This is a genomic window from Arenimonas sp. (assembly GCF_035721105.1).
In the GTDB taxonomy this organism is placed as follows: Bacteria; Pseudomonadota; Gammaproteobacteria; order Xanthomonadales; family Xanthomonadaceae; genus Arenimonas.
In genome coordinates this window covers 97,280-121,012 of sequence record NZ_DASTNG010000056.1, presented here as the reverse complement: position 1 = coordinate 121,012, position 23,733 = coordinate 97,280, and the positions used below count along the sequence as shown (strand labels likewise).

21 protein-coding genes are annotated in these 23,733 nt (G+C 69.9%); 14 read left to right on the top strand and 7 right to left on the bottom strand.

Annotated features, from left to right (window positions below):
• Positions 1 to 2: 2 nt before the first annotated feature.
• Positions 3 to 668: an RES family NAD+ phosphorylase gene (locus VFQ84_RS09295; RefSeq protein ID WP_325131356.1), complete on the bottom strand. Its 666-nt coding sequence runs from the start codon at positions 666 to 668 to the stop codon at positions 3 to 5.
• Positions 668 to 1,063, bottom strand: coding sequence for an MbcA/ParS/Xre antitoxin family protein (locus VFQ84_RS09290; RefSeq protein WP_325131355.1), 396 nt, complete (start codon positions 1,061 to 1,063; stop codon positions 668 to 670). Before VFQ84_RS09290 ends, VFQ84_RS09295 begins: the two co-directional genes overlap by 1 nt.
• A gap of 315 nt (positions 1,064 to 1,378) precedes the next feature.
• Here VFQ84_RS09290 and VFQ84_RS09285 point away from each other — a divergent pair, with 315 nt between their 5' ends.
• Complete coding sequence (locus VFQ84_RS09285) at positions 1,379 to 2,047, top strand: BON domain-containing protein (RefSeq protein ID WP_325131354.1); 669 nt, start codon at positions 1,379 to 1,381, stop codon at positions 2,045 to 2,047.
• Positions 2,048 to 2,114: 67 nt separating this feature from the next.
• Here VFQ84_RS09285 and VFQ84_RS09280 read toward each other — a convergent pair whose 3' ends face one another.
• On the bottom strand, positions 2,115 to 2,666 hold the full coding sequence (locus VFQ84_RS09280) for a phosphoribosyltransferase family protein (protein WP_325131353.1): 552 nt from the start codon (positions 2,664 to 2,666) through the stop codon (positions 2,115 to 2,117).
• Positions 2,667 to 2,777: 111 nt separating this feature from the next.
• On the opposite strand from VFQ84_RS09280, the gene VFQ84_RS09275 reads away from it, so the two are divergent.
• The 5 genes from VFQ84_RS09275 (at position 2,778) to VFQ84_RS09255 (ending at position 6,778) form a co-directional block, all read left to right on the top strand.
• Complete coding sequence (locus tag VFQ84_RS09275) at positions 2,778 to 3,587, top strand: NYN domain-containing protein (RefSeq protein WP_325131352.1); 810 nt, start codon at positions 2,778 to 2,780, stop codon at positions 3,585 to 3,587.
• A gap of 5 nt (positions 3,588 to 3,592) precedes the next feature.
• Positions 3,593 to 4,093: a hypothetical protein gene (locus VFQ84_RS09270; protein ID WP_325131351.1), complete on the top strand. Its 501-nt coding sequence runs from the start codon at positions 3,593 to 3,595 to the stop codon at positions 4,091 to 4,093.
• 94 nt (positions 4,094 to 4,187) lie between these two features.
• Positions 4,188 to 5,015 (top strand): universal stress protein, encoded by an 828-nt coding sequence (locus VFQ84_RS09265; protein ID WP_325131350.1) that lies wholly within the window; start codon positions 4,188 to 4,190, stop codon positions 5,013 to 5,015.
• The gene (locus VFQ84_RS09260) at positions 5,012 to 6,082 is read left to right on the top strand and encodes a L,D-transpeptidase family protein (RefSeq protein WP_325131349.1); all 1,071 of its coding nucleotides are present in this window, start codon (positions 5,012 to 5,014) and stop codon (positions 6,080 to 6,082) included. Before VFQ84_RS09265 ends, VFQ84_RS09260 begins: the two co-directional genes overlap by 4 nt.
• 27 nt (positions 6,083 to 6,109) lie before the next feature.
• A complete protein-coding gene (locus VFQ84_RS09255) occupies positions 6,110 to 6,778 on the top strand; it encodes a murein L,D-transpeptidase catalytic domain family protein (RefSeq protein WP_325131365.1) in 669 nt (222 codons plus the stop codon).
• A 10-nt stretch (positions 6,779 to 6,788) separates the two neighbouring features.
• On the opposite strand, the gene VFQ84_RS09250 is transcribed toward VFQ84_RS09255, so the two are convergent.
• Positions 6,789 to 7,109, bottom strand: a complete 321-nt coding sequence (locus VFQ84_RS09250; RefSeq protein WP_325131348.1) for an I78 family peptidase inhibitor — start codon at positions 7,107 to 7,109, stop codon at positions 6,789 to 6,791.
• 105 nt (positions 7,110 to 7,214) lie between these two features.
• Here VFQ84_RS09250 and VFQ84_RS09245 point away from each other — a divergent pair, with 105 nt between their 5' ends.
• Positions 7,215 to 10,262, top strand: coding sequence for a DUF748 domain-containing protein (locus tag VFQ84_RS09245; protein ID WP_325131347.1), 3,048 nt, complete (start codon positions 7,215 to 7,217; stop codon positions 10,260 to 10,262).
• Positions 10,263 to 10,265: 3 nt separating this feature from the next.
• On the opposite strand, the gene VFQ84_RS09240 is transcribed toward VFQ84_RS09245, so the two are convergent.
• Positions 10,266 to 11,183 (bottom strand): alpha/beta hydrolase, encoded by a 918-nt coding sequence (locus VFQ84_RS09240; RefSeq protein WP_325131346.1) that lies wholly within the window; start codon positions 11,181 to 11,183, stop codon positions 10,266 to 10,268.
• Between the two features lie 138 nt (positions 11,184 to 11,321).
• On the opposite strand from VFQ84_RS09240, the gene VFQ84_RS09235 reads away from it, so the two are divergent.
• The 5 genes from VFQ84_RS09235 to VFQ84_RS09215 all read left to right on the top strand — a co-directional run bounded on the left by VFQ84_RS09235 (position 11,322) and on the right by VFQ84_RS09215 (position 16,158).
• Positions 11,322 to 12,404 carry an alkene reductase gene (locus VFQ84_RS09235; protein WP_325131345.1) on the top strand — a complete coding sequence of 361 codons (1,083 nt, stop codon included), beginning with the start codon at positions 11,322 to 11,324 and terminating at the stop codon, positions 12,402 to 12,404.
• Positions 12,405 to 12,468: 64 nt separating this feature from the next.
• Positions 12,469 to 13,830 (top strand): esterase/lipase family protein, encoded by a 1,362-nt coding sequence (locus VFQ84_RS09230; protein WP_325131344.1) that lies wholly within the window; start codon positions 12,469 to 12,471, stop codon positions 13,828 to 13,830.
• Between the two features lie 34 nt (positions 13,831 to 13,864).
• Positions 13,865 to 14,635 (top strand): hypothetical protein, encoded by a 771-nt coding sequence (locus VFQ84_RS09225; protein ID WP_325131343.1) that lies wholly within the window; start codon positions 13,865 to 13,867, stop codon positions 14,633 to 14,635.
• A 5-nt stretch (positions 14,636 to 14,640) separates the two neighbouring features.
• A complete protein-coding gene (locus VFQ84_RS09220) occupies positions 14,641 to 15,027 on the top strand; it encodes a YchJ family protein (RefSeq protein ID WP_325131342.1) in 387 nt (128 codons plus the stop codon).
• An 87-nt stretch (positions 15,028 to 15,114) separates the two neighbouring features.
• A complete protein-coding gene (locus tag VFQ84_RS09215; RefSeq protein ID WP_325131341.1) occupies positions 15,115 to 16,158 on the top strand; it encodes a TraB/GumN family protein in 1,044 nt (347 codons plus the stop codon).
• Positions 16,159 to 16,198: 40 nt separating this feature from the next.
• On the opposite strand, the gene VFQ84_RS09210 is transcribed toward VFQ84_RS09215, so the two are convergent.
• Positions 16,199 to 16,957 carry an outer membrane protein gene (locus VFQ84_RS09210; protein WP_325131340.1) on the bottom strand — a complete coding sequence of 253 codons (759 nt, stop codon included), beginning with the start codon at positions 16,955 to 16,957 and terminating at the stop codon, positions 16,199 to 16,201.
• A 182-nt stretch (positions 16,958 to 17,139) separates the two neighbouring features.
• Here VFQ84_RS09210 and VFQ84_RS09205 point away from each other — a divergent pair, with 182 nt between their 5' ends.
• Both VFQ84_RS09205 and VFQ84_RS09200 read left to right on the top strand, forming a co-directional pair.
• Entirely contained in the window at positions 17,140 to 17,298 is a 159-nt protein-coding gene (locus tag VFQ84_RS09205; RefSeq protein ID WP_325131339.1) for a hypothetical protein, read from the top strand.
• Between the two features lie 245 nt (positions 17,299 to 17,543).
• Complete coding sequence (locus VFQ84_RS09200; RefSeq protein ID WP_325131338.1) at positions 17,544 to 22,571, top strand: hypothetical protein; 5,028 nt, start codon at positions 17,544 to 17,546, stop codon at positions 22,569 to 22,571.
• Positions 22,572 to 22,679: 108 nt separating this feature from the next.
• Here VFQ84_RS09200 and VFQ84_RS09195 read toward each other — a convergent pair whose 3' ends face one another.
• Entirely contained in the window at positions 22,680 to 23,282 is a 603-nt protein-coding gene (locus VFQ84_RS09195; RefSeq protein WP_325131337.1) for a hypothetical protein, read from the bottom strand.
• Between the last annotated feature and the right edge of the window lie 451 nt (positions 23,283 to 23,733).

The window sequence follows — 23,733 nt, the reverse complement described above, 5'->3', positions numbered from 1 at the left end:
CCTCAGTCGGCGTCGTCGGCCAGCAGCCGGGCGCCGTCCCAGCGGTACACCAGGTGTTGCGCCTGCACGCAGGGCGCGATGCGGTCGGGGTGGAACACGCCCGCGCACTCGCCGCCGGGCTGGCGCACGCTGGGATAGACCACGCCGTCGGAGCCGGCGGCGCGCAGCCCGCGCGCCAGCGCCTGCGGCGCCGCGTAATCGTCCGGGTGCAGCATCGCCGGCCAGCCGCGGCGCAGGTCGTGCAGCCTGGCCGAAATGCCGGTGCGGTAGCAGCGCATCGGGATGTCCATGGCGGGCTCGCGGGTGGCGGCCATGAAGCGGGCGCGGTGGTAGCGGGTTTCCGCGATCGCCGTGGCCAGCGCGCGGGCGGCGTAGAACACGCCATAGCTGCCGTCGCTGAACCGGCTGCCGTCCGGGTTGAGGTGGGTAAACGCCGCCATGATCGGCTGCGTGCCGGGGCCGCTGACCCGGCGCTCGCGCGGCACCAGCGACAGCTGCCCCAGCTCATCGCGCAGGCGGGCATTGGTCATCGACTCGACGGCATACAGCGCCTCGAGGTCCTCGGGCGCGGCGATGCGGTCGAACACGCCGGTCGGCGGGAAGCGGCTGGGCACCAGTCGCCAGGCCTCGGGCCAGTGCACGCGGGCCAGGCGCGGCGTGCGGTCCATCAGCCGCCGCGCTGCGCGTCGAGGTAGCTGCGCACGACATACAGGTCGGCGACATTGCCCGACAGCATGCGTTCGAGCGCCGAACGCCCGCCGAAGGGCCCGGCGCTGTTGGGGCGGCGGATCCAGGCATCCGCCCGCGCGGGCTCGGGAAACAGGATCGCCAGCGCCTTGAAGATGCCCAGCAGGTAGCTGATGCGCTCGAGCACGTCGCGGCCGGGGGCGCCGTCCTGCTGTTTCTTCCACTTGTAGAAGGTCGACTCCGGCGGGTCGCCCAGCAGGCGCCGGGCCTCGGTGCCCTTGAGGCCCCAGGCCTCGGCGATCCGGAAGAAGGCGCGCAGCGCGGCCCCGCCGGCGTCGGCCAGGGGCGGCGTGTCGGGGGCGATGCGGGCGGTCATGGCGGCGCTCCAGGGGGCGGTCTCGTGGCCAGAATACTCCACCTGTGGAGTCTCATGGGCTGCGATCCGGGGCCGGCCCCGCCTCCGGGGGAAACCGTTCAGGCTTCCTGAAAGCCTTTGGAGGCGCGGTTTTCCGGCCAAAAACCGGCGTCGCGCTAACGATTTTCAAACAGCCGCTTCATCCGCCGTTGGGAAAACAGGGGCCAACCTCGCCCCACGTCCGGGCCGTGCTGATTTCCCCCCCCTTGCCCGCGACGAGGCCCACAGGCCGACCGCTGCCCCCGCAGCGACCCGTTCAAACAGGAGCCCAAGCCCATGAACGCACTCAAGACTTCCCTGCTCGCTTCCACCATCGCCCTGGCCCTCGGCGCGACCGCCTGCAATGCCCAGCCCGCCGGGTCGGCCGCGGATGCCGCGATGACCACGGCCTCGGCGTCCGCCGCGGACGACGCGGACCGCACCGTCGGCCAGGCCGTCGACGATGCCGCCATCACCGCCTCGGTCAAGTCGCGCCTGCTGGCCGACGAGCGCACCAAGGGCTTCGACATCAACGTCGACACCGTGCGCGGCACCGTCACCCTGACCGGCGGCGCCGACAGCCTCGACGCCAAGCTGGCGGCCGGCAAGATCGCCGGCGAGGCCGAAGGCGTGATCCTGGTCGACAACCGCCTGATGGTCGCCACCGAAGGCAGCGAACTGCGCCAGGACGCCAACACCGCCACGGCCTCGGGTGAGGTCCGCGAAGCCATGGATGAAGCCGGCGACAGCGCCGACGACGCCTGGATCACCAGCAAGGTGAAGGCGCAGCTGCTGGCCGACACCGCGGTGAAGGGCACCCAGATCGACGTCGACACCCAGGCCAACGTCGTCACCCTGACCGGTACGGCCGACTCGGCCGCCGCCCGCGACATGGCGATCAAGATCGCCGCCAATACCAAGGGCGTGAAGAACGTCATCGCCGACCAGCTGCTCGTGAAGCAGTAACCGCACCCCTCTCCATTGGCATGGAGCGCGGCGGCCGACCTCCCCCAGGGTCGGCCGCCGCTTTTTTTCAGGTGCCGTGGCCGGCGCCGGGCCGCCACAGGTCGACGGCGAAGTCGGTTTCGTAGGGCGGCACGTTGCACTCGATGACGTCCTCGGGCGCGATCTTCAGCGTCAGGCCGACGATGTCGGCGCGGATCGGCATCCGGTGCCGCTGCCGGTCCACCAGCACCGCCGCGTGCACGTGCGCCGGCTTCTGCGTCGCCAGCCATTCGAATACGCGCATCAGCGAATAGCCCTGGTACAGCACGTCGTCGACCACGATGACGCGGCGATTGAGCAGGTCGACGTCGGCGGGCGCCTCCAGCGCCGTCTCCGGGTGCAGCAGCTCGAGGTTGTCGGCATAGCGCTTCACCTTCAGGTCCAGCCGCCCGACCTCGGCCCAGGGGGCGTGCACCTTCAGGCGCGCGTGGATGCGGTCGGCCAGGGGCGCGCCGCGGCGCAGCATCCCCAGCAGCACCGTGGGGGTGGCGTCCAGCAGCAGGGCGGCCTGGCGCGCCATGTCGTCGACCACCGCGGCCAGCGCGGCCTCGTCGTAAAGGCGGAAGCGGTCGTCGGGCATGGCGGGGCTCCGGAAGGCGGTGGCCAAGCCTAGCCGTTCCCGCGGCCCGGGCGTAGGTGGCCACGCCCGCCCGGCGCTCGTACGATGGCGGCAGGCATCCCGGAGCACGCCATGAAGCAGCGCAACGGCAGCAAGCCCGAGCCCGACGACGACCAGCGCCTGTTGGCGGTGCTGATCGACGCCGACAACGCCCAGCCGGCGATCATCGAGGGCCTGCTGGCCGAGGTCGCCAAGTACGGCGTCGCCAGCGTCAAGCGCATCTACGGCGACTTCACCTCGCCGCAGCAGACCCAGTGGAAGAAGGCCCTGCTCAAGCACTCGATCCAGCCGGTGCAGCAGTTCGCCTACACCAGCGGCAAGAACGCCACCGACTCCTCGCTGATCATCGACGCGATGGACCTGATGTACACCCGCCGCTTCGACGGCTTCTGCCTGGTCTCGAGCGACAGCGACTTCACCCGCCTGGCCCAGCGGCTGCGCGAGGAAGGCCACACGGTTTATGGGTTCGGCGAACGCAAGACGCCGGACGCCTTCGTGCAGGCCTGCGACAAGTTCATCTACGCCGAAGTGCTGCGGCGCGAGCCCGAGCCGGCGACGGCGCCCGCGGCCCCGCCGAAACCGGCGGCGAAAAAGGCCGCGAAGAAAGCGCCCGCCTCCGCCGCGCCGGACAAGCCGGCCAAGCCGGCGCTGCCGCGCGCGCTGCTGGTGCAGGCGATCGAGGAAGCCACCGATGACGAGGGCTGGGCCCACCTGGGCACGGTCGGCAGCTACCTGAGCAAGATCCGCCCCGATTTCGATCCGCGCCTGTACGGCCACAAGAAACTCAGCGACCTGCTCAAGGCGCACAAGGCCATCTTCGAGGTGCAGGAACGCGGCACCGCCGGCGGCAGCAAGACCATCCACGTTCGACTCAAGGAGTGATCGCCATGCGCCGCTGCCTGCTGTTCCTCGTTCTAGCCCTTGCCGCCGCGGCCACGCCGGCGGCGATCAATCCGCAGCACTACGTCAACGTCGCCTCCGAGCAGCTGCAGCTGCGCGAAGTCGCCCGCATCGTCCACGAGGTCCGCGTCGACGGCGCCCTGCTCCGGCGGGTGACCCTGGTGGGCGAAGTGGTGGCGGTGCGGCGCGGGTCGCAGGGCCTGCGCGGTCGCACCGTGGTGATCGACTACACGGTCGACCTGGACGCGCGCGCCGCGGCCGCGGCCGACCACCAGCGCCGCAACGGCCAGCGTCCCGGCCCGCAGTTCCTGGGCGAGCCGGATCCGCCGACGCTGGACGCGGAAGGTCGCTACTGGGCCAACCTGGCGCCCGCCGGCGCCCGGCTGGGCAACGTCAACCGACATGCCGGCGCCGCCCACGTGCTGGGCGGCCAGTCGTATTCGGGCGATGTCTTCGTGCCGGTGGCGGGGCCGTACTCCTTCGAGTAGCGCCGGCGCCGCTTGACCCAGGTCAACGCCCGGGCCCGGCCGGGGCGTAGGCTGGACCCACGGCCCTCGCGGCCGCCCCCCGTGGAGTACCGCCATGCCCAAGGATCTCCTGGTTCCGCTGCAATATTCCGAGGCCGACGCCGCCGCGCTGGACGCCGCGGCCGCGCTGGCCACCGCCCACGGCGCCCGGGTCGCGGTGCTGGCGGCCATCGCTTTCCCGATGCCGGTGGCCTCGGAGTGGGGCATGGCCGTGCTGACCCTGAACCAGGCCGACTTCGACGCCATGCGTGCCAGCGCCGCGGCCGCGGGCGAAGCCGCCCGGCAGCGCCTGCAGCGCGCCGGCGTCGACGCCGAGCTGCGCGTGGTCGAGTCGCTGCTGCAGTGGCCGGAGGAAACCGCCGCGCTGCACGCCCGCCATGCCGACCTGGCCCTGCTCGGTCGCGGCGACGGCTCGCGCTTCCCGATCGCCTTCAGCGCCCTGCTGCTCGACAGCGGCCGCCCGGTGCTGGTGGTGCCGGCGGATGCCAAGCTGATGGTGCCGCCGCGCCGCGTGGTGCTGGCGTGGCAGCCGCGGCGCGAAGCCGCGCGCGCCATCCACGACGCGCTGGCGCTGCTGCCGCGCGACGTCCGCATCGACGTGCTGGTGGTGGATCCGGAGGTGGGCGAGACCGCCTACGGCGATGCGCCCGGCGCCGACATCGCCGCCCACCTCGCGCGCCACGGCGCCCAGGTGCAGGTGGTCTCGCAGGCGCGCGACGGCCGCAGCACCGGCACCGTGATCATCGACCACGCCACCGCCCAGCGCGCCGACCTGATCGTGATGGGCGGCTATGGCCATTCGCGCTGGCGCGAGCAGGTGCTCGGCGGCGCCACCCGCGCCGTGCTCGAGCAGGCGACGCTGCCGGTGCTGTTCGCGCATTGAACCGGCGCGGGCCACGCGCTGGCCTGGCCGGCGTTGGCGCGCTGGCGCTGGCGGTCGCGCTGGCCGCCCCCGGGGCCGCCGCGGCCGGCGTGGGCGCCGCAGCGGCGCCCCCCGCCGTCGCGCCGCTGCAGCTGCTGCCGGGCGAGTACCTGTGGCTGCCGGAACTGGCGCCGCGCGGCCCGGTGCTGGTGCTGGTGAGCCTGCCCGAACAGCGTGCCTACGTGTACCGCAACGGCGTGCGCATCGGCGTCAGCACGGTGAGCACCGGCAAGCCGGGCTTCGAGACACCGACCGGGCTGTTCACCATCCTGCAGAAGAAGCGCGAGCACTACTCCAACCTCTACGACGATGCGCCGATGCCTTTCATGCAGCGGCTGACCTGGGACGGCATCGCGCTGCACGCCGGGCGCGTCCCCGGCCATCCCGCGTCGCATGGCTGCGTGCGCCTGCCGTATGCCTTTTCCGAGCGGCTGTTCGACGTGACCTCGCAGGGCATCACGGTCGTGATCACCGATGAGCCCGGCCGGGCGCCGATGCTGGCCGAGCCCGGACTGTTCCGCGCGCCGGCGCCGGTGCCGGCGGTGACCACGCAGTCGACGCCGATCGCCGCGCACCGGCTGCCCACGCCCGCCTGGGCGGGCTATGCCTGGGCCCCGGAACTGGCGCCGCCGGGTGCACTGAACGTGGTGGTCAGCGGCGCCGACCGCGCGCTGGTGGTGCTGCGCGAGGGCGTCGAGATCGGCCGGGCGCCGCTGCAGCCCGGCGAGCCGCTGCCCGGCGGCACCCGCGCCTTCCAACTGCTCGACGGCCCCGGGCCGGGCGCCACGCCCGGGGCGCCGCGCCGGCGCTGGGTGCAGGTGCTGGGCGAGCCGGTGGTGGATCCGGCGCGGCTGGCGCGCGCGATCGGCGTGGCGCCCGCGTTCGCGACCCTGGTCGGCGAGGCGCTGGCGCCGGGGGCCACGGTGGTGATCACCGACCAGCCCCTGCGGACGGCCCCGCTGACCGTGCTGGATGCCGAAGGCGGCGGCGCCCCCGCCGTTCAGCCGGCGTCGGCGGGCGGCGGCTAAGCTGCGGCGGTGAAATCCTGCCTGCCCCTGCTGCTGGTCCTGGTCGCGCTGCCGGCGTCGGCCGCCGACGAGCGCCTGGCGCAGCTCGCCGGCCAGGCGCCCGGCCTGGACCCCGAGGTGCTGTCGCTGGCCCTGCAGGCCACGGACTGCGCCCGCCAGGACGCGCTGGCGCCCGACGCCCGCACGCTGGCGGTGATCGACTACTCGCTGCCGTCGACCGAGCCGCGGCTGTGGGTGTTCGACCTGGGCCGGCGCATGCTGCTGTTCGCCGAACACGTGGCGCACGGGCGCGGCAGCGGCGACAACCTGGCGCGGTCGTTCTCGAACCGCGAAGGCAGCCACCAGTCCAGCCTTGGCCTGTTCCGCACCGCCGAAACCTACCAGGGCGGCAACGGCTACTCACTGCGAATGGACGGCCTGGAGCCGGGCGTGAACGACGCCGCGCGCGAGCGGATGATCGTGATGCACGGCGCGCCCTACGTGGATCCGCTCAAGGCGTTGCACCAGGGCCGGCTGGGCCGCAGCTTCGGCTGTCCGGCGCTGCGGCCGCAGGTGGCCCGCCAGGTGATCGACACCCTGAAGCAGGGCCAGCTGCTGTTTGCCTACTATCCCGATCCGGCCTGGCTGGGCGGTTCGCGCCTGCTGGGCTGCGGCCGTCCGGCCGTGGCGGCCGGCGGCCGCGCCAAGTCGTCGTGACCGGCCGCGCCTAGCCGCAGCGGACGGCGGTGATGCGGTTCTCGGCGTCCACGTCCAGGTTCACCCGATCCTCGCGATAGTCCATCGTCACCGCCATGCCGGGGGCGATGACGCGGTAGCTGGCCGAGGTGGTGTCGGCCCGGACCCGCAGCACGATCTCGTCGGTGGCGATCTGGCCCACGGCCCACTGGCCTTTGTCTGCCTGGCAGGTCATCGGGGTCTCCTCGGTGGCGGGTGGGGGCGTGGCCGCGGACTCGGCCGGCGGCGAGGCGCAGGCGGCCAGGGCCAGGCCCGACGAGGCGGCGAACAGCAGCGAGCGCAACAGGGTCATGGCGATCTCCGCGAAAGGGCTTGCCCCGAGCCTAGCGCACCGGCCGTCTTGTCGCCTTAACGATCCGCGACCCATGATGGCGACGGGCTCCTCGGGGGAACGGGCATGCCGGCATGGCTGGGGCGGAAGCGGGTCTGGATGCCGGCGGCGGCCGGCCTGCTGTTGGCGCTGTATGCGGCCCTGGGTTTCTGGTGGGTGCCGCGCCTGCTGCATGACGCGATCGAACGCGACGCCAGCGCGGCGATGCGTGTGCCGGTGCAGGTCGGCGAAGTCGCCACGCATCCGTTTACCTTCGAAATCACCGTGCGCGACCTGCGGGTGGGCGATCCGGCGCAGCCGCTGCTGGCCTGGGAGCGGCTTTACCTGGACTTCGAGCTGGCGTCGCTGTGGCGCCGGGCGTGGAGCTTCAAGGTGGTGCGCATCAACGGCCCGTTCGCGCGCGCCATCATCGGGTCCGATGGCCGACTGAACCTGGCGGCGCTGCGCCCGTCGCCGGCCCCCGGGACCGCGACCGCGGACGCGCCGCTGCCGGCCGTGTGGGTGGAGCGGTTGCTGGTGTCGGGGGGGCAGGTCAACTTCGCCGATCGCAGCCGGCGCCAGGCGCCGGAGAAAACGCTGGCGCCGATCCAGTTCGAGCTCGCCGATTTCCGCACGACGCCCGAAGGCGGTGGTTTCACCCTCAGCGCCGCCAGCGAGGCGGGCGAGCGCTTCGACTGGCGGGGCCGGCTGTCGCTGCAGCCGCTGGCGTCGCAGGGGCAGTTCCAGGTGCGCGGGCTCAAGGCGCGCAGCGTGTGGGCCTTCGCCAGCGAACAGCTGCCGTTCGAATTCACCGACGGCGCGTTCGAGCTCGCCGGCGACTACGATTTCCGGTACGACGAGACGCTGCAGCTGGAAGCGACGCTGCCCGCGTTCACCGGTCGCGACCTGGCGCTGCGCGCCGACGGTGCCGGCGAGGACTGGGTGCGTTTGCCGCAGCTGTCGGTGCGCGACGTCCGCCTGTCGCTGCCCGCCCAGCGCGTGCAGGTCGGCGCCGTGGCGCTGGACGGCGCGCAGGTGACGGCCTGGCGCGCCGCCGACGGCACGGTGAACCTCGCGCAGCTCCTCGCGTTCCCGCCGACCGGTTCCGAGATCGCGCCGACCGCACCGGTCGCGGCAACGGCGGCTGCTGGACCGGCCGGGGCGACCGCGATTCCAGCGACGGATGCGACGGACACGACGGACACGACGGACACGACGGACACGACGACTGCGACGAGTGCTGCGAGTGCTGCGAGTTCGACGCAGGCCGCGCCCGACGGGTGGTCCGTGCAGCTGGCCAGTCTGTCGCTGGTGAACGCCGACATTGCCGTCGAGGATCGCGCGGTGTCGCCGGCGGTGCGCTTCGCGCTGTCGCCGGTGGGTGTCGAGGCCCGCGGGCTCAGCCTGGACCTGGCCAGGCCGGTGCCGGTGCGCCTGGCCGTGACCCTGGACGGCAGCGGTCGGCTGGCGGCCGAAGGTGAGCTGACGCCGGCCACCGGCGCGGCCGACCTCACCGTGTCCGCCGCGGGGATCGCGCTGGCCAGGCTGCAGCCTTACGTGGCCGGGCTGGCGGCGATCGAGGTGCAGGCCGGCCTGGCGTCGGCCGACGGTCGGCTGCAGCTGGCCGGGGACGCCGGCGCGCCGTGGCTGCGGTTCGAAGGCAAGGCCGCGGTCGACGCCGTCGCCGTCGCCGACCGCGCCCTGGGCGAGCCGCTGGCCCGCTGGGAGGGCCTGGCGCTGGACGGCATCGACCTGGCGCTGGCGCCGGATGCGCTGCGCATCCAGCGCGTCACCGCGCGCCAGCCCTTCCTGCGCGCGGTGGTGTCGCCCGACCAGCGCCTGAACCTGGTGAGCGTGCTGGCGCCCGGGACGGCTTCCGGCACCGCGCCGGCCGTGGCGCTGCCGGCGGCCGCGCCGACCTCGGCGCCGATGCCGATCCGCATCGACGAGGTGCGGGTGCAGGCGGCGACGCTGAGCTTCGCCGACCTGTTCATCCAGCCAAACTTCCAGGCCCGGATCGAATCGCTGGACGGCCGCATCCGCGGCCTGTCGAGTGCGCCCGGCGCACGCGCGAAGGTCGACCTGGCCGGCTACGTGGTGAATCGGTTCTCGCCGGTCACCATCACCGGCGAACTCGATCCGTTCCGCTACGACCAGCACACCGACCTGTCGCTGAAGTTCAGCAACATCGACCTGCCGGTGTTCAATCCCTACTCGGGACGCTACGCCGGCTTCGCCATCGCCAAGGGCAAGCTAAGCACCGAGCTGACCTATCGCATCCGCGCGCGCGCACTCGACGCCGGCCACCACGTCGTGCTCGACCAGCTCGAGTGGGGCGAGGCCACCGACAGCCAGGACAAGGTGTCGCTGCCGATCCGCCTGGCCACCAGCCTGCTCAAGGACCGCGACGGCGTGATCGACCTGGACCTGCCGGTGGCGGGCACGCTGGACGACCCCAGCTTCCGGGTCGGGCCGGTGGTGTGGCAGGTGCTCAGGAACCTCGTGGTGAAGATCGTCACCGCGCCGTTCGCCTTCCTGGGTGGGATGTTCGAAGGCGCGGAGGACGCGCAGTTCGTGGCGTTCGCGCCGGGCGAGGCGACGCTCTCGCCGGAACAGCAGGCCAGCCTGGCGGCGCTGGCGCGCGGCCTGGCCGAACGGCCGCAGCTGCGGATCTCGGTGCCGGCCGGCCAGGTGCCCGGCCTGGACGCGCCGGCCGTGGCCGAACGCGGGCTGGCGGCGGCGCTGGCCGCGCAGGCGGGCGAGGCGCCCGACGCCGCCGCGTTCGAGGCGCTGCCGGTCGACGCGCGCATCGACCGCCTGCGCGACCTGTACAAGGCGCGCTTCGACCGCCGCGCCAAGCCCACCGATCCGCCGCCGCCGCCGGAGGACGCCGACCGCGCCACGCGCCGCGCCCTCGCCGAGGCGCACGAGCTGCAGTGGCTGCGCGGCGAGCTGCTGCCGCTGTTCACGCCGGACGCCGCCGCGTTGGCGGCGCTGGCACAGGCGCGCGCGCAGGCGATCCAGGCGGCGCTGCTGGCCGAGGGCGTGCTGGCGCCGACCCGCGTCTTCGTCACCGCCCCGGAAATGGTGGCGGAGGATGCGGGCGAGGTGTCGCTGGAGCTGGCGCTGGAGTGAAGCTCAGCGCGCGGTCGCGGCCACCGCCGGCGCGTCGCGGAAACGCGCCAGCACTGCCGCGCGGGTCTGGTCGGGATGCGTTTCCATCGGGCTGTGCCCGGCGCCGGCGATGGTGACGCGCTGGGCCGAGGGCAGCGCGGCCTGCAGGCGATCGGCCACCTCCGGCTTCACCCAGGCGTCGTTCTCGCCCCACAGGATCAGGCTGGGGACGTGGTCGAGTTCCTCGCCGCGCGGATTCACCGGGAACTCGGCCGAGTAGCCGGTCATGATCGCGAGCGCGGTGCCGGGCGTCTTGAGCGGCGACAGGTAGCCTTGGACTTCCTCGGCGGTGGGATCGCGGCCATAGGCCTTGGCCAGCAGTTTCCCGAAGCGGTCCTCGTCGAGGTAGCGGGACTCGACCAGGCTGGCCAGCCAGCGGCGGATGCGCGGCGAGCGATAGCGTTCGCGGCTCTTGAGTTCGCGTTCGCTCAGGATCGGGTTGCCGGCGACGTAGACCGCATGTTCGACCGCGACCTGGCCGCTGCGCACCAGTTCGCCGACCACGCGGGTGCCCATCGAATGGCCGAGCAGGCACCAGGCGGTGCCCGGCGCCTGTGCCGCCAGCCACGGCGCCAGCGCTTCGCCGGCCGTGCCCGGGAACGGTTCGCGCGCGCTGTAGCCATAGGCCGGCAGGTCGATGGCCCAGACCGGATGCCCGGCCGCGGCCAGCGCCGGCGCCAGCGTCCGGAACGAGAAGGTGGAGCCGCCGAGACCGTGCACCAGCAGCACCGGGCAGCCCGGGGCGTCGCCCGCGGCCGGCCAGTGGCGGACGTGGACCTTCACGCCGTCCAGCGTCTCGAAACGCGAATTCGCGAACGGCTGCGCGCCCGCCGCCGCGGGCAGGACCAACAGGCACAGCAGCAGGGCGACCAGGCGAGGCATGGCGGCATTGGAACCCGGGGGCCGTGGGCAGGGCGTCATCGCATTGTCCTGTATTCGTTAACGATGGGTATCGTTGCGGGGCCTTTGTTCTGAAGGCGGCGGCGCCCATCGTATCCGCACCTTCCCGGAGACCCCACCATGACCCGACTGCTCGATACCCCGTATGAACGCAACGGCCTGGCGCTGAAGAACCGCTACGTCATGGCGCCCATGACCCGCTCGCGCGCCGACGGCAACCTGCCCAACGCGCTGATGGCCGAATACTACGGCCAGCGCGCCAGCGCCGGCCTGGTCATTTCCGAAGGCGCCGCGCCGGCGCCGGACGGCCTGGGCTACGCCCGCATCCCGGGCATCTTCAACGCCGAACAGGCCCGTGGCTGGGGCGCGATCGCCGCCGCCCTGCACGCCGGCGGCAGCCGCCTGTTCATCCAGCTCATGCACAGCGGCCGGATCGGCGCCACGGCCAACCTGCCGGCCGGCGAGACCCTGGTCGCGCCCTCGGCCATCGCCGCCGCCGGCGAGACCTGGACCGACACCGCCGGCATGCAGCCCAACGCGCTGCCGCGCGCCGCCACCGCCGACGACCTCGCGCGCCTGCGTCGCGCCCACGTCGAGGCCGCGCGCCTGGCGGTGGACCACGGCGTCGACGGCGTCGAGCTGCACGGCGCCAACGGTTACCTGCTGGGCCAGTTCATGAACCCGCGCAGCAACCAGCGCACCGACGAGTACGGCGGCAGCGCGGCCAACCGCAACCGCTTCGTGATCGAAGTGGTGGACGCCACCGTCGCCGCGATCGGCAAGGCGCGGGTGGGCGTGCGGCTGTCGCCGTTCAACCCGTTCAACGACCTCGAGGTCGGTTTCGAGGGCGAGCGCGAGCAGTTCCTCGACCTGGTGGATGCGCTGGCCGCCCGCGACATCGGCTACCTGCACCTGGCCGGCGGCACGGTCGATGCGGCCCTGCTGGCCGAAGTGCGGCGCCGCTTCCCGGGCACCCTGGTCACCAATGGCGGCTACGATGCCGAGCGCGCCGAAAGCGACCTGGCCTCCGGCGTCGCCGACCTGGTGTCGTTCGGCCGCCCCTTCATCGCCAACCCGGACCTGCCCGAACGCTTGCGTACGGGTGCACCGATCGCGGAAGTTGACGCCTCCACGCTCTACACGCCCGGCGCCGCCGGCTACACCGACTACCCGCGCCTCGGCGCCGGCGCGGTGGCCGGCTGACGTCGTTCCTGGTTCCATGCCGCCGCGGCCACGCCGGGCCGCGGCGGTCGCGGAGGTTCCCGGCATGATCCGCGCCATCCGTTGCATCGGCCTGCTGCTGGCATTGCTGCTGGCGGCCTGCGCCAGCGGTCCCGAACGCCCCGACCTGGCCCGCCTGTACGAGGCCCAGGTCCAGCGCGAGGACCAGCCGCCCGTGATCCTGATCCACGGCCTGATGGGCTCGACCCTGGTCGAGCGCGGCAGCGGCAAGGAGTTCTGGCCCGGGTCGATCGGCACCCTGGCCTTCAGCGAATACCGCGAACTGGCCCGCATGCGGCAGGCCGAGCGCGACGGCGGCGGCCTGGTGCCGGGCGACCTGTTCTACGGCGTGGCGCGCACCGACTACTACGCGGCCCTGATCGACGCGCTCGAGAACGTCGGCCGCTTCAAGCGCGGCGAGCCCGGCGACCCGGTGCCGGCCAACGATCGCCGCCGCTACTACGTGCTGCTGTACGACTGGCGCCGGGAAAACCTCGAGGCCGTGCGCCAGCTGCACGCCCTGATCGAACAGATCCGCCGCGACTACGACGACCCGGACCTGCCGGTCGACATCCTGGCGCACAGCAACGGGGGCCTGATCGCCAACTACTACCTGCGCTACGGCCCCACCGACGTGCTCGACCAGGCCGTGTTCACGCCCTGGGACGAGGGCGCGCACCGGGTGCGCCGGGTGGTGATGCTGGGCACGCCGTCGCTGGGTGCGGTCACCAGCCTCGAGCGGCTGCAGCAGGGCTTCAAGGTCGCTTGGCGGACGGTGCCGGTGGAAGTGCTGGCCACCTTCGCCACCCCGTTCGAGGCGCTGCCGCATCCCGAGTCGAAGGTGGTGCTGTCGCCCGATGGCCATCCGATCGATTTCGACATCTACGACGCCGACGCCTGGCGCGTGCGGCGCTGGTCGGTGTTTTCGCCCGAGGTCGAGGCGCGGGTGATGGCGGGCGCGCCGGACCCGCAGACCGGGGCGCTGGAGATGGCCGAGCTGCAGGGCTTCTTCGTCCGCCACCTGGCGCGGGCCAAGCGTTTCCAGCTGGCGCTGAGCGCACCGATGCGGGCCAATGGCATCGAAGTGGCGGTGTTCGGCGGCGACTGCAGCCTGACGCCGGCCTACGCGGTGCTTGATCGCGACGGGGACCAGGAGCGCCTGGTGGTCCGCCCCGAGGAGGTGAAGGCGCGCGTGCCCGGCGTCGACTACGCGCGCCTGATGCTGCATCCCGGCGACGGCCTGGTGACCCGCGAGTCGCAGCTCGGGCGCGGGCTGCCCGACATCCCCGGCCAGCCCGGGCGGTTCTTCCCGCTGGCCCAGAGCTTCTTCCTGTGCGAGCGCCACGACCAGCTGTCGGTGAACCCCTACTTCCAGAACAACCTGCTCAACTTCCTGCTGGCCCGGTAGGCGCGCAGGCGGCGGGCGGGCATAGAATGCGGGCATGAAGGACCTCCGCTCCCTGCTGATCGACTGCCGCATCGAACTGCGCAAGCAGGCGCGTGATTTCCAGAAGTCCGAGCTCTGCGAGCGCCTCGACCTCGCCATCCAGGCCCAGTCCACCGCGAACGCCAGCGCCGCCCTCGCCGGCGCCAGCCAGGACGCCGCGCCCAGCGCGGCGCCCGGCAAGACCCAGACGGTCAGCCAGGTCGCGCTGGCCTGGCAGACCGCCGCGCGCGACCTCAAGTTCAGCGACCCGGCCATCTACACCCGCCTCGGCGACAAGGTCATGCGCCTGCTCGAGGCCAAGACCCTGGTCGACCCGGCCACCGAGATCCTGCAGCTGCAGGCCGCGCTGGCCGAACTGCAGGGCAAGCTCGACGCCGGCGAACAGGCGCGGCAGGCGCTGGCGGCGGAGCACGACACGCTGCTGGGTGCGGTGGCCAAGGCCGTGCCCAGGCTCAAGGACAGCGGCGACCGCCTGGCGGTCGCGCTGGCGCGCCTGGCCTGGCTGAAGTCGGAGGCCGACAAGGTGGCCGCCGGCGTCCCCACCGCGGCCGCCGCCAAGCGCGCACCGGAACCCCAGGACACCGTGCCCACGCCCGAGCTGCTGGGCGCCGTGGCCGCCGGCGCCGCCACCCTCAGCAAGGAGCAGCGCGAGTGGTGCGTCGGCGAGGCGATGGTCCTCACCGGCTTCCAGTTCACGCCGGTCGAGCTGCTGGAAAAGGGCGATGCCCACGTCGCCCGCCTGATCGTCGACGCCCGCAAGGGTTGAACCCGATGGCCGCGCCCGACGCCTGCCCCTGCGGCCGCGGCGACTACGCGCGCTGCTGCGGTCCGTTGCATGCGGGCGCCGCCGCGGTCGATGCCGAGGCGCTGATGCGCTCGCGCTACAGCGCCTACGCGCTCGCCGATGCGAAGTACCTGCTGGCCACCTGGCACGCCGGTACCCGCCCGCCGGCCCTCGATTTCGCGCAGGACCCGCCGCTGCGCTGGCTGGGCCTGGACGTGAAGCGCCACGTCGCCGACGGCGACCGCGCCACGGTCGCGTTCGTCGCGCGCTTCCGCCAGGGCGGCGGCCGCGCCGGGCGACTGTGCGAGACCAGTCGCTTCGTGCGCGAAGACGGCCTCTGGTACTACGTCGACGGCGACGTGTCCGGCGACTGAACGCGGGGACGGGGCCCTGCCTTTCCGCCGGTGCGCAAGGCGAGGGTCCGACTAGACTCGCGGTTCCCCCCACGCGAAGGACACCGCATGACGCCCCGTTGGCTGTTGCCGCTGCTGCTGGCCTGCTGCGCCCCGGTGGCCGCCGCCCCGTCCGATCCCGCGCCATCCGCCGCCGCGGCCGACACCCTTGACGCTGACGAGGCCATGCCGCCCGACACCGTCGTGCTCGACACCATCGTCGTGTCCGGCGCGCAGCCGGGACCCGGGCTGTGGAAGGTGTCGCGCGATGGCCGGGTGCTGTGGGTGCTGGGCACGCTGGCCCCGCTGCCCAAGCGGATGGCGTGGAATTCGCGGGACGTGGAGCGCCGCATCGCCGCGTCCGGCGTGCTGCTGTTGCCGCCCAAGGTCAGCGTGGCCGCCGAGGGCGCCGCGCTGGGCGGCCTGTTCCTGGTGCCGTCGCTGCTGAAGGCGCGCAACAACCCGGATGGCGAATTGCTCCAGGACGTGCTGCCTGCCGCCGACTACGCGCGCTGGCAGCGGCTCAAGGCGATCTACCTCGGCCGCGACCGCGGCGTCGAGAAGCGCCGGCCCTTCCTCGCGGCGCAGGAGCTGCGCGAGAAAGCCTTCGACCGGGCCGACCTGTCCTGGCGGGATGTCGTTGGCCGCGAGGTGCGCCGCGCCGCGCGCCGCGCCGACGTGCCGGTGGAGCAGCCGGAGGTGTCGCTGGTGGTGGAGGACGCCAAGGCGGCGCTGAAGGATTTCCGCGCCAGCGGCATCGACGACCTCGCCTGCTTCCGCAAGACCCTGGACCAGGTCGAGAACGACCTCGACACCCTGGCCAGCCGCGCCAACGCCTGGGCCATCGGCGACCTGGCCGCGCTGGAGGCCTTGCCCTATGCCGACAACGCCAAGGCCTGCACCGACGCGCTGCTGGGCAGTGGCCTGGCGCAACGCAGCGGTTTCAGCGACCTGCCGGCGCGGGTCGAGGCGGCCTGGCTACAGGCCGCGGAAAAGGCGCTGGCCACCCACGCCGAAAGCGTGGCGGTGCTGCCGATGGCGCGGGTGGTGGGCGAGCGCGGCTACCTCAAGGCGCTCGAGGCGCGCGGCTATACCGTCGAGGCGCCCTCGTAGGAGTGACGCCGCCGCGGCCGGCCGCGGCGGCGCCCAAGGCTCAGAAGCGGTAGCTCAGGCCGATGCGGAACGCGTCGAAGTCCAGGTCCTGGCGGAAGGACTCGGTGTAGGGCGGGTCCACGAAGGCGCTGCCCGCCACGTAGGCGGTGTCGAAGCGCAGGTCGTCGACGTTGGTGCGCAGGTACTCGGCGCGCAGCGACCACTGGTTGCCGAAGTCGAACTCGTAGCCGGCGCCGAACTCGGTGCCGTCGAGCGATTCGCTGGCGGCGCCGCGCTTGAGGTAGTTGCCGTTGCTGGCGACCGTGGCCACGGCATCGACGTCCACCCGCGCCCAGCCGCCCGTGAGGTAGAACAGGTGGCGGCCGCTGGCGTAGCCGAACCGTCCGCGCAGCGACAGCTTCGAGTCCGCGTCCAGGGTGTTGCCGAAGTCGTAGCTCAGGCTCGGGAAGGTGGTCGTGGGCACCGGGCCGGTGGCGCGGCTTTCCTCGAAGTGGAGCTGGCTGTGGTCGAGCTCGCCACCCAGGACGAAGCCGTTGGCGAACTGGTGCAGCATGCCGATCTGCACGCCGTAGGTGCTGTCGCTCGGGTCGAAGCTGGCGGACCAGCCATCGACGACTTCGTCGCGCAGGGCCTGCGACTCGCTGGACCAGGCGCCGCCCAGGGTGGGGCGGGTGTCGGCGTCGCCGCTGGCGTGGCCGGCATGGATGCCGACGTACCAGCCGCTCCAGTCGCCGGTGGCGGCCAGTGCGCTGGTGCTGAGCAGGCAGGAGGCGGCAAGGATCAGTAGACGGTGCTTCATGGGGGCGGTCCTCTGGAGGGTCGGGCAAGGCGCGGCCCCGGGACGGGGAGCGCTGATCCAGAGAACGCAGGAAGGCGTGAAGACGTGCCAGCGGCCGCGGGGCCGGGAGCAGGAAGGGGGGGGCGAAGCGGGGTCCCGGGTGGACAGGGACTGAAGTGGCGCGCCCGACAGGATTCGAACCTGTGACCCTTGCCTTCGGAGGGTGGACTGTAAAAGACGTGAAAGAAGATTTTATATGGCGAGATTCAGGATTAGACCACGGCAATCAGTTGATGAATAATGTTAATAAAATACAAAACTCACTTACACCTCACCGCGCAATGGTGCTCAACGTCGCTTGACACCGCGTAAGTTAATTTCGAATATAGGGCACAAGCTCGGCCCCACGGTGTGAGTACTTTCCATCAATTCCGTCCCAGTCGACCCGCACGGAACGACGACCGCTGAGCCTCCCCGTAAGGCTCACCTTGCCTACATACGGGTGGCGCTGCGAAGTTGGGAGCCGGCGCTTGCAGCGGCGCTCGCATCGGTGCTCGCCTCACCGCCCAAGCATCAGCGTGTCTTCCGGCGAGCTCTGGCGTTCAGCATGGCCCATGGCCATCAGCTCGGCAACGCGGAGGGGCCCGTCCCGCCGACCAGGGGCTTCGTCGCCGACTATCCGTTGGCGACGGCGCTCCTGGGCTGGGAGCAGGAGGACGTTTCCTCGCTTCAACGCACCCTCGCCTGGCTAGCGTTGGAGCTTCAGCTCACGCAAGGGCACGATGAGCTCGTCGAAGCCTTGGGAGAGTGGCTCCGCGGCATCAGGACGGGTGGCAAGGGAAACATCTCCTGGCCATTGGGCGACTGCAACGGACTTCCGTCCCTGGTCGGGAGGATCGCATCCCTCGGCGGGCAGTCTGCCGATGGGAAGGCGGTCATCGGGCATGGCGGGTTCGACCGTGCGTGGCGCAACGGGCTCCGGGAAGCGGTCCAGTCCCTTCTTTCGTCGACGACTCCAGTGATCGGCGAGGACGGGGGGACCAGCCCCCTGTCTGGCCCCAGTGCGGTTCCGGTCACGTTCGGTCCCGGCGGCGGTGAAGACCCCGATGATGATCCGATCGAGGTCTGGGAACCCGTGCGTGGGAATCCGGAGCATTTCCCCGTGCTGGCCCGAAAGGCAAAGGCCCTGTCGAGTGAACTGTGTGGCCGAGGCATAAAAGAGCTAGTCCGCAGTCCCGACTCCATATTCCCCTCGGCGATGGCGAAGCTTCTGTGGGAGACCGTCGTCCGTGGGGCGGAACAATCGTTGACGGACCACGATCTGGAAGCTGCCCAGTGTCGCGTAGCCACTCTCCTGGCCCTCGAGGCGGGCGTCGCGGACGGGGAGGTGGGATCCGTGGCGTTTGGTCGCCAGACCAACGGTGTCCTGCTGGCACTGGATGTCGAGAATTCGGTGCTTCGGCGCCCTGAAGCGCGCCCCCCGGGCTCCTTCGATCCGAAGGCCAACCTGGCGGGCGAGTGGGCGGCCGTGGGCGGCGACGTCCTCATGCCGCTTTCGCAGAAGCTCATCGAGATGGCTTCATCGCTTCTTGCAGCCAGGGAGGCCTCGGGGGACCCGAACCGAACCCTATTGATCCTGGGATCGAAGGATCCACGGAAAGTGCTGGCTACGACCATCAAGGAGGTCTGGCCGGGGAGCTCCCTTTCCACCGGGAGCTTCCGACAACGGATCGTGGCGGGCTTGGTTGCGGAGCTCGGGCCTGATGCCGCGCAGCTGGCCTTTGGCGAGACCTTCGGGGGGAGCGCGGCCCCCACGTATTACGCGGGCCACACGGCGGGGTCGTTGTTGCGATGCGTTGAGCGGCTCAACGCCCCGATGGTCGGCGTGCAGGCGGGAGGCGATCGGCCTGCCGTAGAGGCAGACTACCTGCTTGGAAGCCGGGCGAGGCCCACGCGGGAACCTTATGCAGCGGCTTGGGAACGGTTGGGAAAGGCGGCGAAGAGGGCTCGCGGTCGTCCGAGGGCTGGTGAACTCTTGCAACTGCTGAGGGCTCAGCGCGACTGCCTGGCGGTGCACTTCATCCTCTGCACGGGCCAGCGCCCGACCCAAAGAGTTGCCGAGTTCAGGCTGGCGGACCTGCTTCCGGCCGCGGCCATGGCCCTGGTTCGGGACAAACAGTCCGATCCGGCCCGACTGACCCGGCTCGTGGCCACTGGCCGGAGGTTCATCGGAGCGGTCGAGGCCTACGTCGCCAGTCTGAAAAAAATCCGCAGGTCGCAGGAACTTGCCCACGCAAGGGGTGTCGTGACACAGATCCTCCGGTCCGAACTGCCCCTGTTCTGCACCGTCCTGGATGACGGCAGCGTTGCGCGGCTGGACATGCCGGAGCTGTGCAATCGCTTGCCAGGCCCTTGGCGAGAAAAGCAGAACCTGCACCGGCATGGTCTGAACCTTGCCCTGACACGCGCCGGCGTGGACCCCGAGCTCCGATACTTCCAGATGGGTTGGATTGCCAGCGACGTCCATGCGGTATCGGACGCTTCCCCATATCCGCCGCGCTCACTTGGCCCGGAGCTCGCTCCCATCATCGATGGATGGCTTTTGTCGGTCGGCTGGGAAGGGGGCATGGTCCCGAAGGCTCCCGACTCGATCCTGGACATGCACCCGCTTCGCTCGTTCGACCGGGCGAAGATGGAACACGACAATGAGCACCGAGGCAGGATCCAAGCCCTGAAGGAGGACTTGGCGTCGCGGCGTGAGGAGGTCCTACCGAAAGTCATCGACACCTTGGCGAGGGCTTTTGAGCAGGAGAAGCTCCCATTGCAGCTGGAGCAGGGCAAAGGCCCTCGCCAGTGGCGCTTGGCCAGAACCACGAACGATGCCAAGCCAATCTTGGCGGAACACGTGATCGATGGCCTCCTTGCTCCTTTTGAAGAGCGGGACCCAATCCAGCGCCATCTCGCCGCCAGGGTACTCACGACGTTGCTACGGCGCGCCGCAAAGACCGGTGTTTGCAGAGTTGAATACTTGCCTCGCCTCGTCCATATGGGCCCTGCAGGCGACCCTAGCCCCTTCATTCCCGGCATCGGCCTGGCCACGACCCATGCAGATGCGCTGAGACAGGCGCTCTTGGGAGTAGTCAGCGCTCTCAACAAGGGCTCGACGGATGGGCGGGCCCGAACGCTCGCCATCCTCACTGTCCTGGCCATCGCGGCGCATACGCGGCACAGGAAGCTCGCCGAGGCCTTGCGGGTTGCATGCGCGCTGCCAGGTGCTACGGCAAGTCTTCGCAAGCCATGGCTGCTTCGCTTGCCCTTCGGGCACGGACACATTGCGGCGAGCGGCGTCATCGCCTTGTTGTGTTCGCGGATATGCGCCCTGCCAGAATCGGCGGTGGCCTTGAACGAACTCGCAGCCAGCCAAGGCGAAGGTATCGGTCGATTCCTCCTGGATCGGATGCCCAGCCTGTGCGGCAGTCTTCAACCAAAGCAGGCCCTCGACTACATGTTCGAGACGCTACAGGTCGCGGGGGCGGTGGAATTGGAAGGACCACAGCGTCTCTTGAGCCAAGGCATCTTGGTCCCCGCCACGGTCACGGCGATGCGCGCCGCGTCATCCGACGACGAGGTAACCATCGGCGAGGTAGCGTCAGAGGGCTCCGGGCCGCAGACAGGTCCGGACGAGGAGGACGACGCTCCCTCGCTGACTCGCCGAATCCGCAAATCCGGGCGACCAACGCCTGCGCTTCGCATGAACCTGAAGAAGATCATGGAGCTGTTCAATCCCGATTACCAAGGGAAGATCAGCGGCAAGGAAGCAAAGCCAGCTGAGCATCGCCACCATCAGCTACTTCCCTTGGTGTCAGGGGAGCTGGAGGAACAGGACGCCGTACCGTGCGTAACGCGGGTCGTAATGGAGTTCGTGCATCACCTCATGACGCAGCGCAAGGGGAAGAAGCGACTGGGTCTGGAGATCCAAACCATCTATGGAAAGTACAACAGGCTGACTCGGGTCATCGCCGCAGTGCCGGCGAAACAGGACATGTCCCAAATGACAGAGGAGCACGTCACCGCATGCCTGCTCGTTGCGCTTGAAGGCGAGGATCCAAACGTACGGGCTGATCAATTGGCCGAGGCGGCGGACTTCCTCCAGTTCGCCCAGCTTCGGCACGGGGTGTCATCGCCTGACTGGTTGCGCGTCAAGCTCCTTTTCGACGGCGGCAAGATGCAGGGTCACGATCCCGCCGTCATGACGGACACTGAAGTCACGAGGCTTGTAGCCGTATTGGCTGCCAACGCGTCCCCGGCGGGGGACCACCAGAATGATCCGGTAGAGCAGCGCCTGCGCGAACTCCAGTTGGCTGCTGCCCTCTTGATGGAGTCGTCGAGCGCCCGACCGCGGTCAGTGTACGGGCTCACGCTCGGGGACATCCACCTATTTCCGCAGGCGGACTACATCCACCTTAAAACCAGCGGACCGTTCGCATCCGTGAAGACCAGGACCTCCGCCGGATTCATAAGGCTGGAAGGGCCTCTTTGGCAGGAACATCGACCTTGGTTCGTACGGTGGCATGACGTAATGCTTAGTCGTAGCGACAAGGCGTCCATCCACCAAATCCCGTTATTCCAGAAGCCGAATGCGCCACATGGGGTTCGATTCCCGCTGTATGCGGTCACGAGTCGCATAAGTGATCTCGCGAAGTGGGCCACCGGCCAAGCCAATGGTCGGAGCTACTGGCTGCGAAAGCGGCGGATACAGCATCGCCACGCGAGCGTTAAAGGCTCGGCGCGACCCCTGGCGCGAGACGTCGGCCGGGCAATGCGTGCGTCTGGCCACGCCCAGATCAGCACACCGATCGCCTCTTACCTCGCCGATCCGACAACCTATGCGAACCCCGAGGGCGCGGTCGGCCTCGCTCCGTCGCGGGTTGAGATCGCTCACTATGGCGGATTGAGCTTGAATCGTCTGGATCAAAGATGGCATCGAGTGGCGAAGCGCAACAGTGGCGACCTCCATCCTGGCAGGCGCTTGGCAGCTGCGATCAAGATTGCCGCTGCACACTGGGAGGGCGGCACTTGGGGAGATCCTCCCAACTACCGCCCATACCAGTCGGAGCTTTCTTGGACCTCCGTCGGCAAGGTGATCCCAGGCCTGCTCATGTGCGGCGAAGATTTCGAGGCTATCGAGACTTTTGCCGAACAGGCCGGGATGGGAGTAACGACGGTACGGAGCATTCTAGATGCCGGGCGAGACCTGTGCCTGCGACTCCGCATCCCAGCGGAAAGGCGCTCCGAATTCCTCAGAGCACCGCGAAACACCGCGGTGGCCTGCCGACTGAAGGAGATGGTTAAGCGGGAAGACTCACGACTGCAGCGAATTGCACGAGAGTGGGTGGACTACGCCTTGGTGCAACCACAAGATAACGGATGCGTCCTCTTCAAGGAATCGACCATTGATCAGCTGGTTGAGGCCTTGGAGAGCATCGGTTTTGGGGCGAGTAGGCGGCCATCAAATGAGGGGGCTACTGTCGTCACTCCAACCTTCGGTGCCAAAGTCACCTACGGTGCATGGCCGGGACTTCGCTGGGCGTTGTCGGTTGCATGGATCGTAGATCGTCTGGCGCAACCCGAATGAGCACCTGACTGCGACAACCATACACAGAACGAAGGGTAGAGAACTCACTATCCGAATGGCTACACGTATCGTCTCAGGTCAGTTCTTTGAAGCTCCCTACTCAGTTCCCTACTCCAGCGGTTCACGCACCGAGTCCCGCCGAGCCTTCACCAACGCGGCAGCACTGCGCGAGAACGCGTACATCAGTTCGGACCTTCCGTTGGTGCCGATGCCCTTCACCAAGCCGAGCTCGAGAAGGTCATCAAGGTCCGACTCAACGAACCGCGGCTCCGAGATCGTCATGTTTCCCTTTCCAGAACCGTCAATCATCGCGAGATAGGTTCCGCTGAAACCTCCGCCCTTCAGGAACTTGCTCGCGCCCGCAGAATCGAGCTGCTCTAGCCACTCGAGCGCTTGCCCGGACAGTCCGCCGCCAGGACGAAGCGCACTAGCCAATGGCTTAAACAGCTCAAGCCCGGACGCAAGCTTGGCGAGCTGCTGATCGAGCATCTGGAACTGGGCTCCAAGCGTCCGGCGATCCTCGTGCAATAGCGTCTTGATACTTCGAAGGCTTGCTGCGTTTTGCTCCAAGGAATCGACAATCTGCGAATGGCGATTCTCAGCTAGCCAAGACTTGAACTCTTCAACAGTCGCGGCTGCCGCGCCTCGCCTAGACGCGTTGAAGTCGGACAGAAGAGCAACGATGGTCGCGAAACCCGAGATTGGTTCCATTACATCGCCTCCAATTCAACAGAGCCAGCATATGCTCTTCACCAGCCAGCACCAACTACCCAGCACGAAGATCTTGGGAATCCCTCACTCGACCCCTTGTTCAATTCCTTGCCAGTGCTTGGCTCGGCCCCTCGTACGTGTTGCCAAGTGCTTCTTTTCGGAGGCCGTGAAGACGGCCGGATAGCCGACCGAACAGCGCTGTTCAACGCGTCGTCTTGGTCAATCCGCTCCGCGAAGTGCTGGTGCTGGTCGACTATTACCGTTGCGTCAGTAGGAGCTGACAAGTGATTCTGGTATTGACTGAGCCAGCCCGCTGGGACAGCGGCGACTGGTATCTCTGCGGGAGGGGGGTGCCGACTTCCGCTTCCTGCTAGCAGCGATCGTCAAGTCGCGGCAGGAGAAATCGCGTTTGGCGCTTGCCTTGCGGCAACAGACAAATGAAACGAACGCA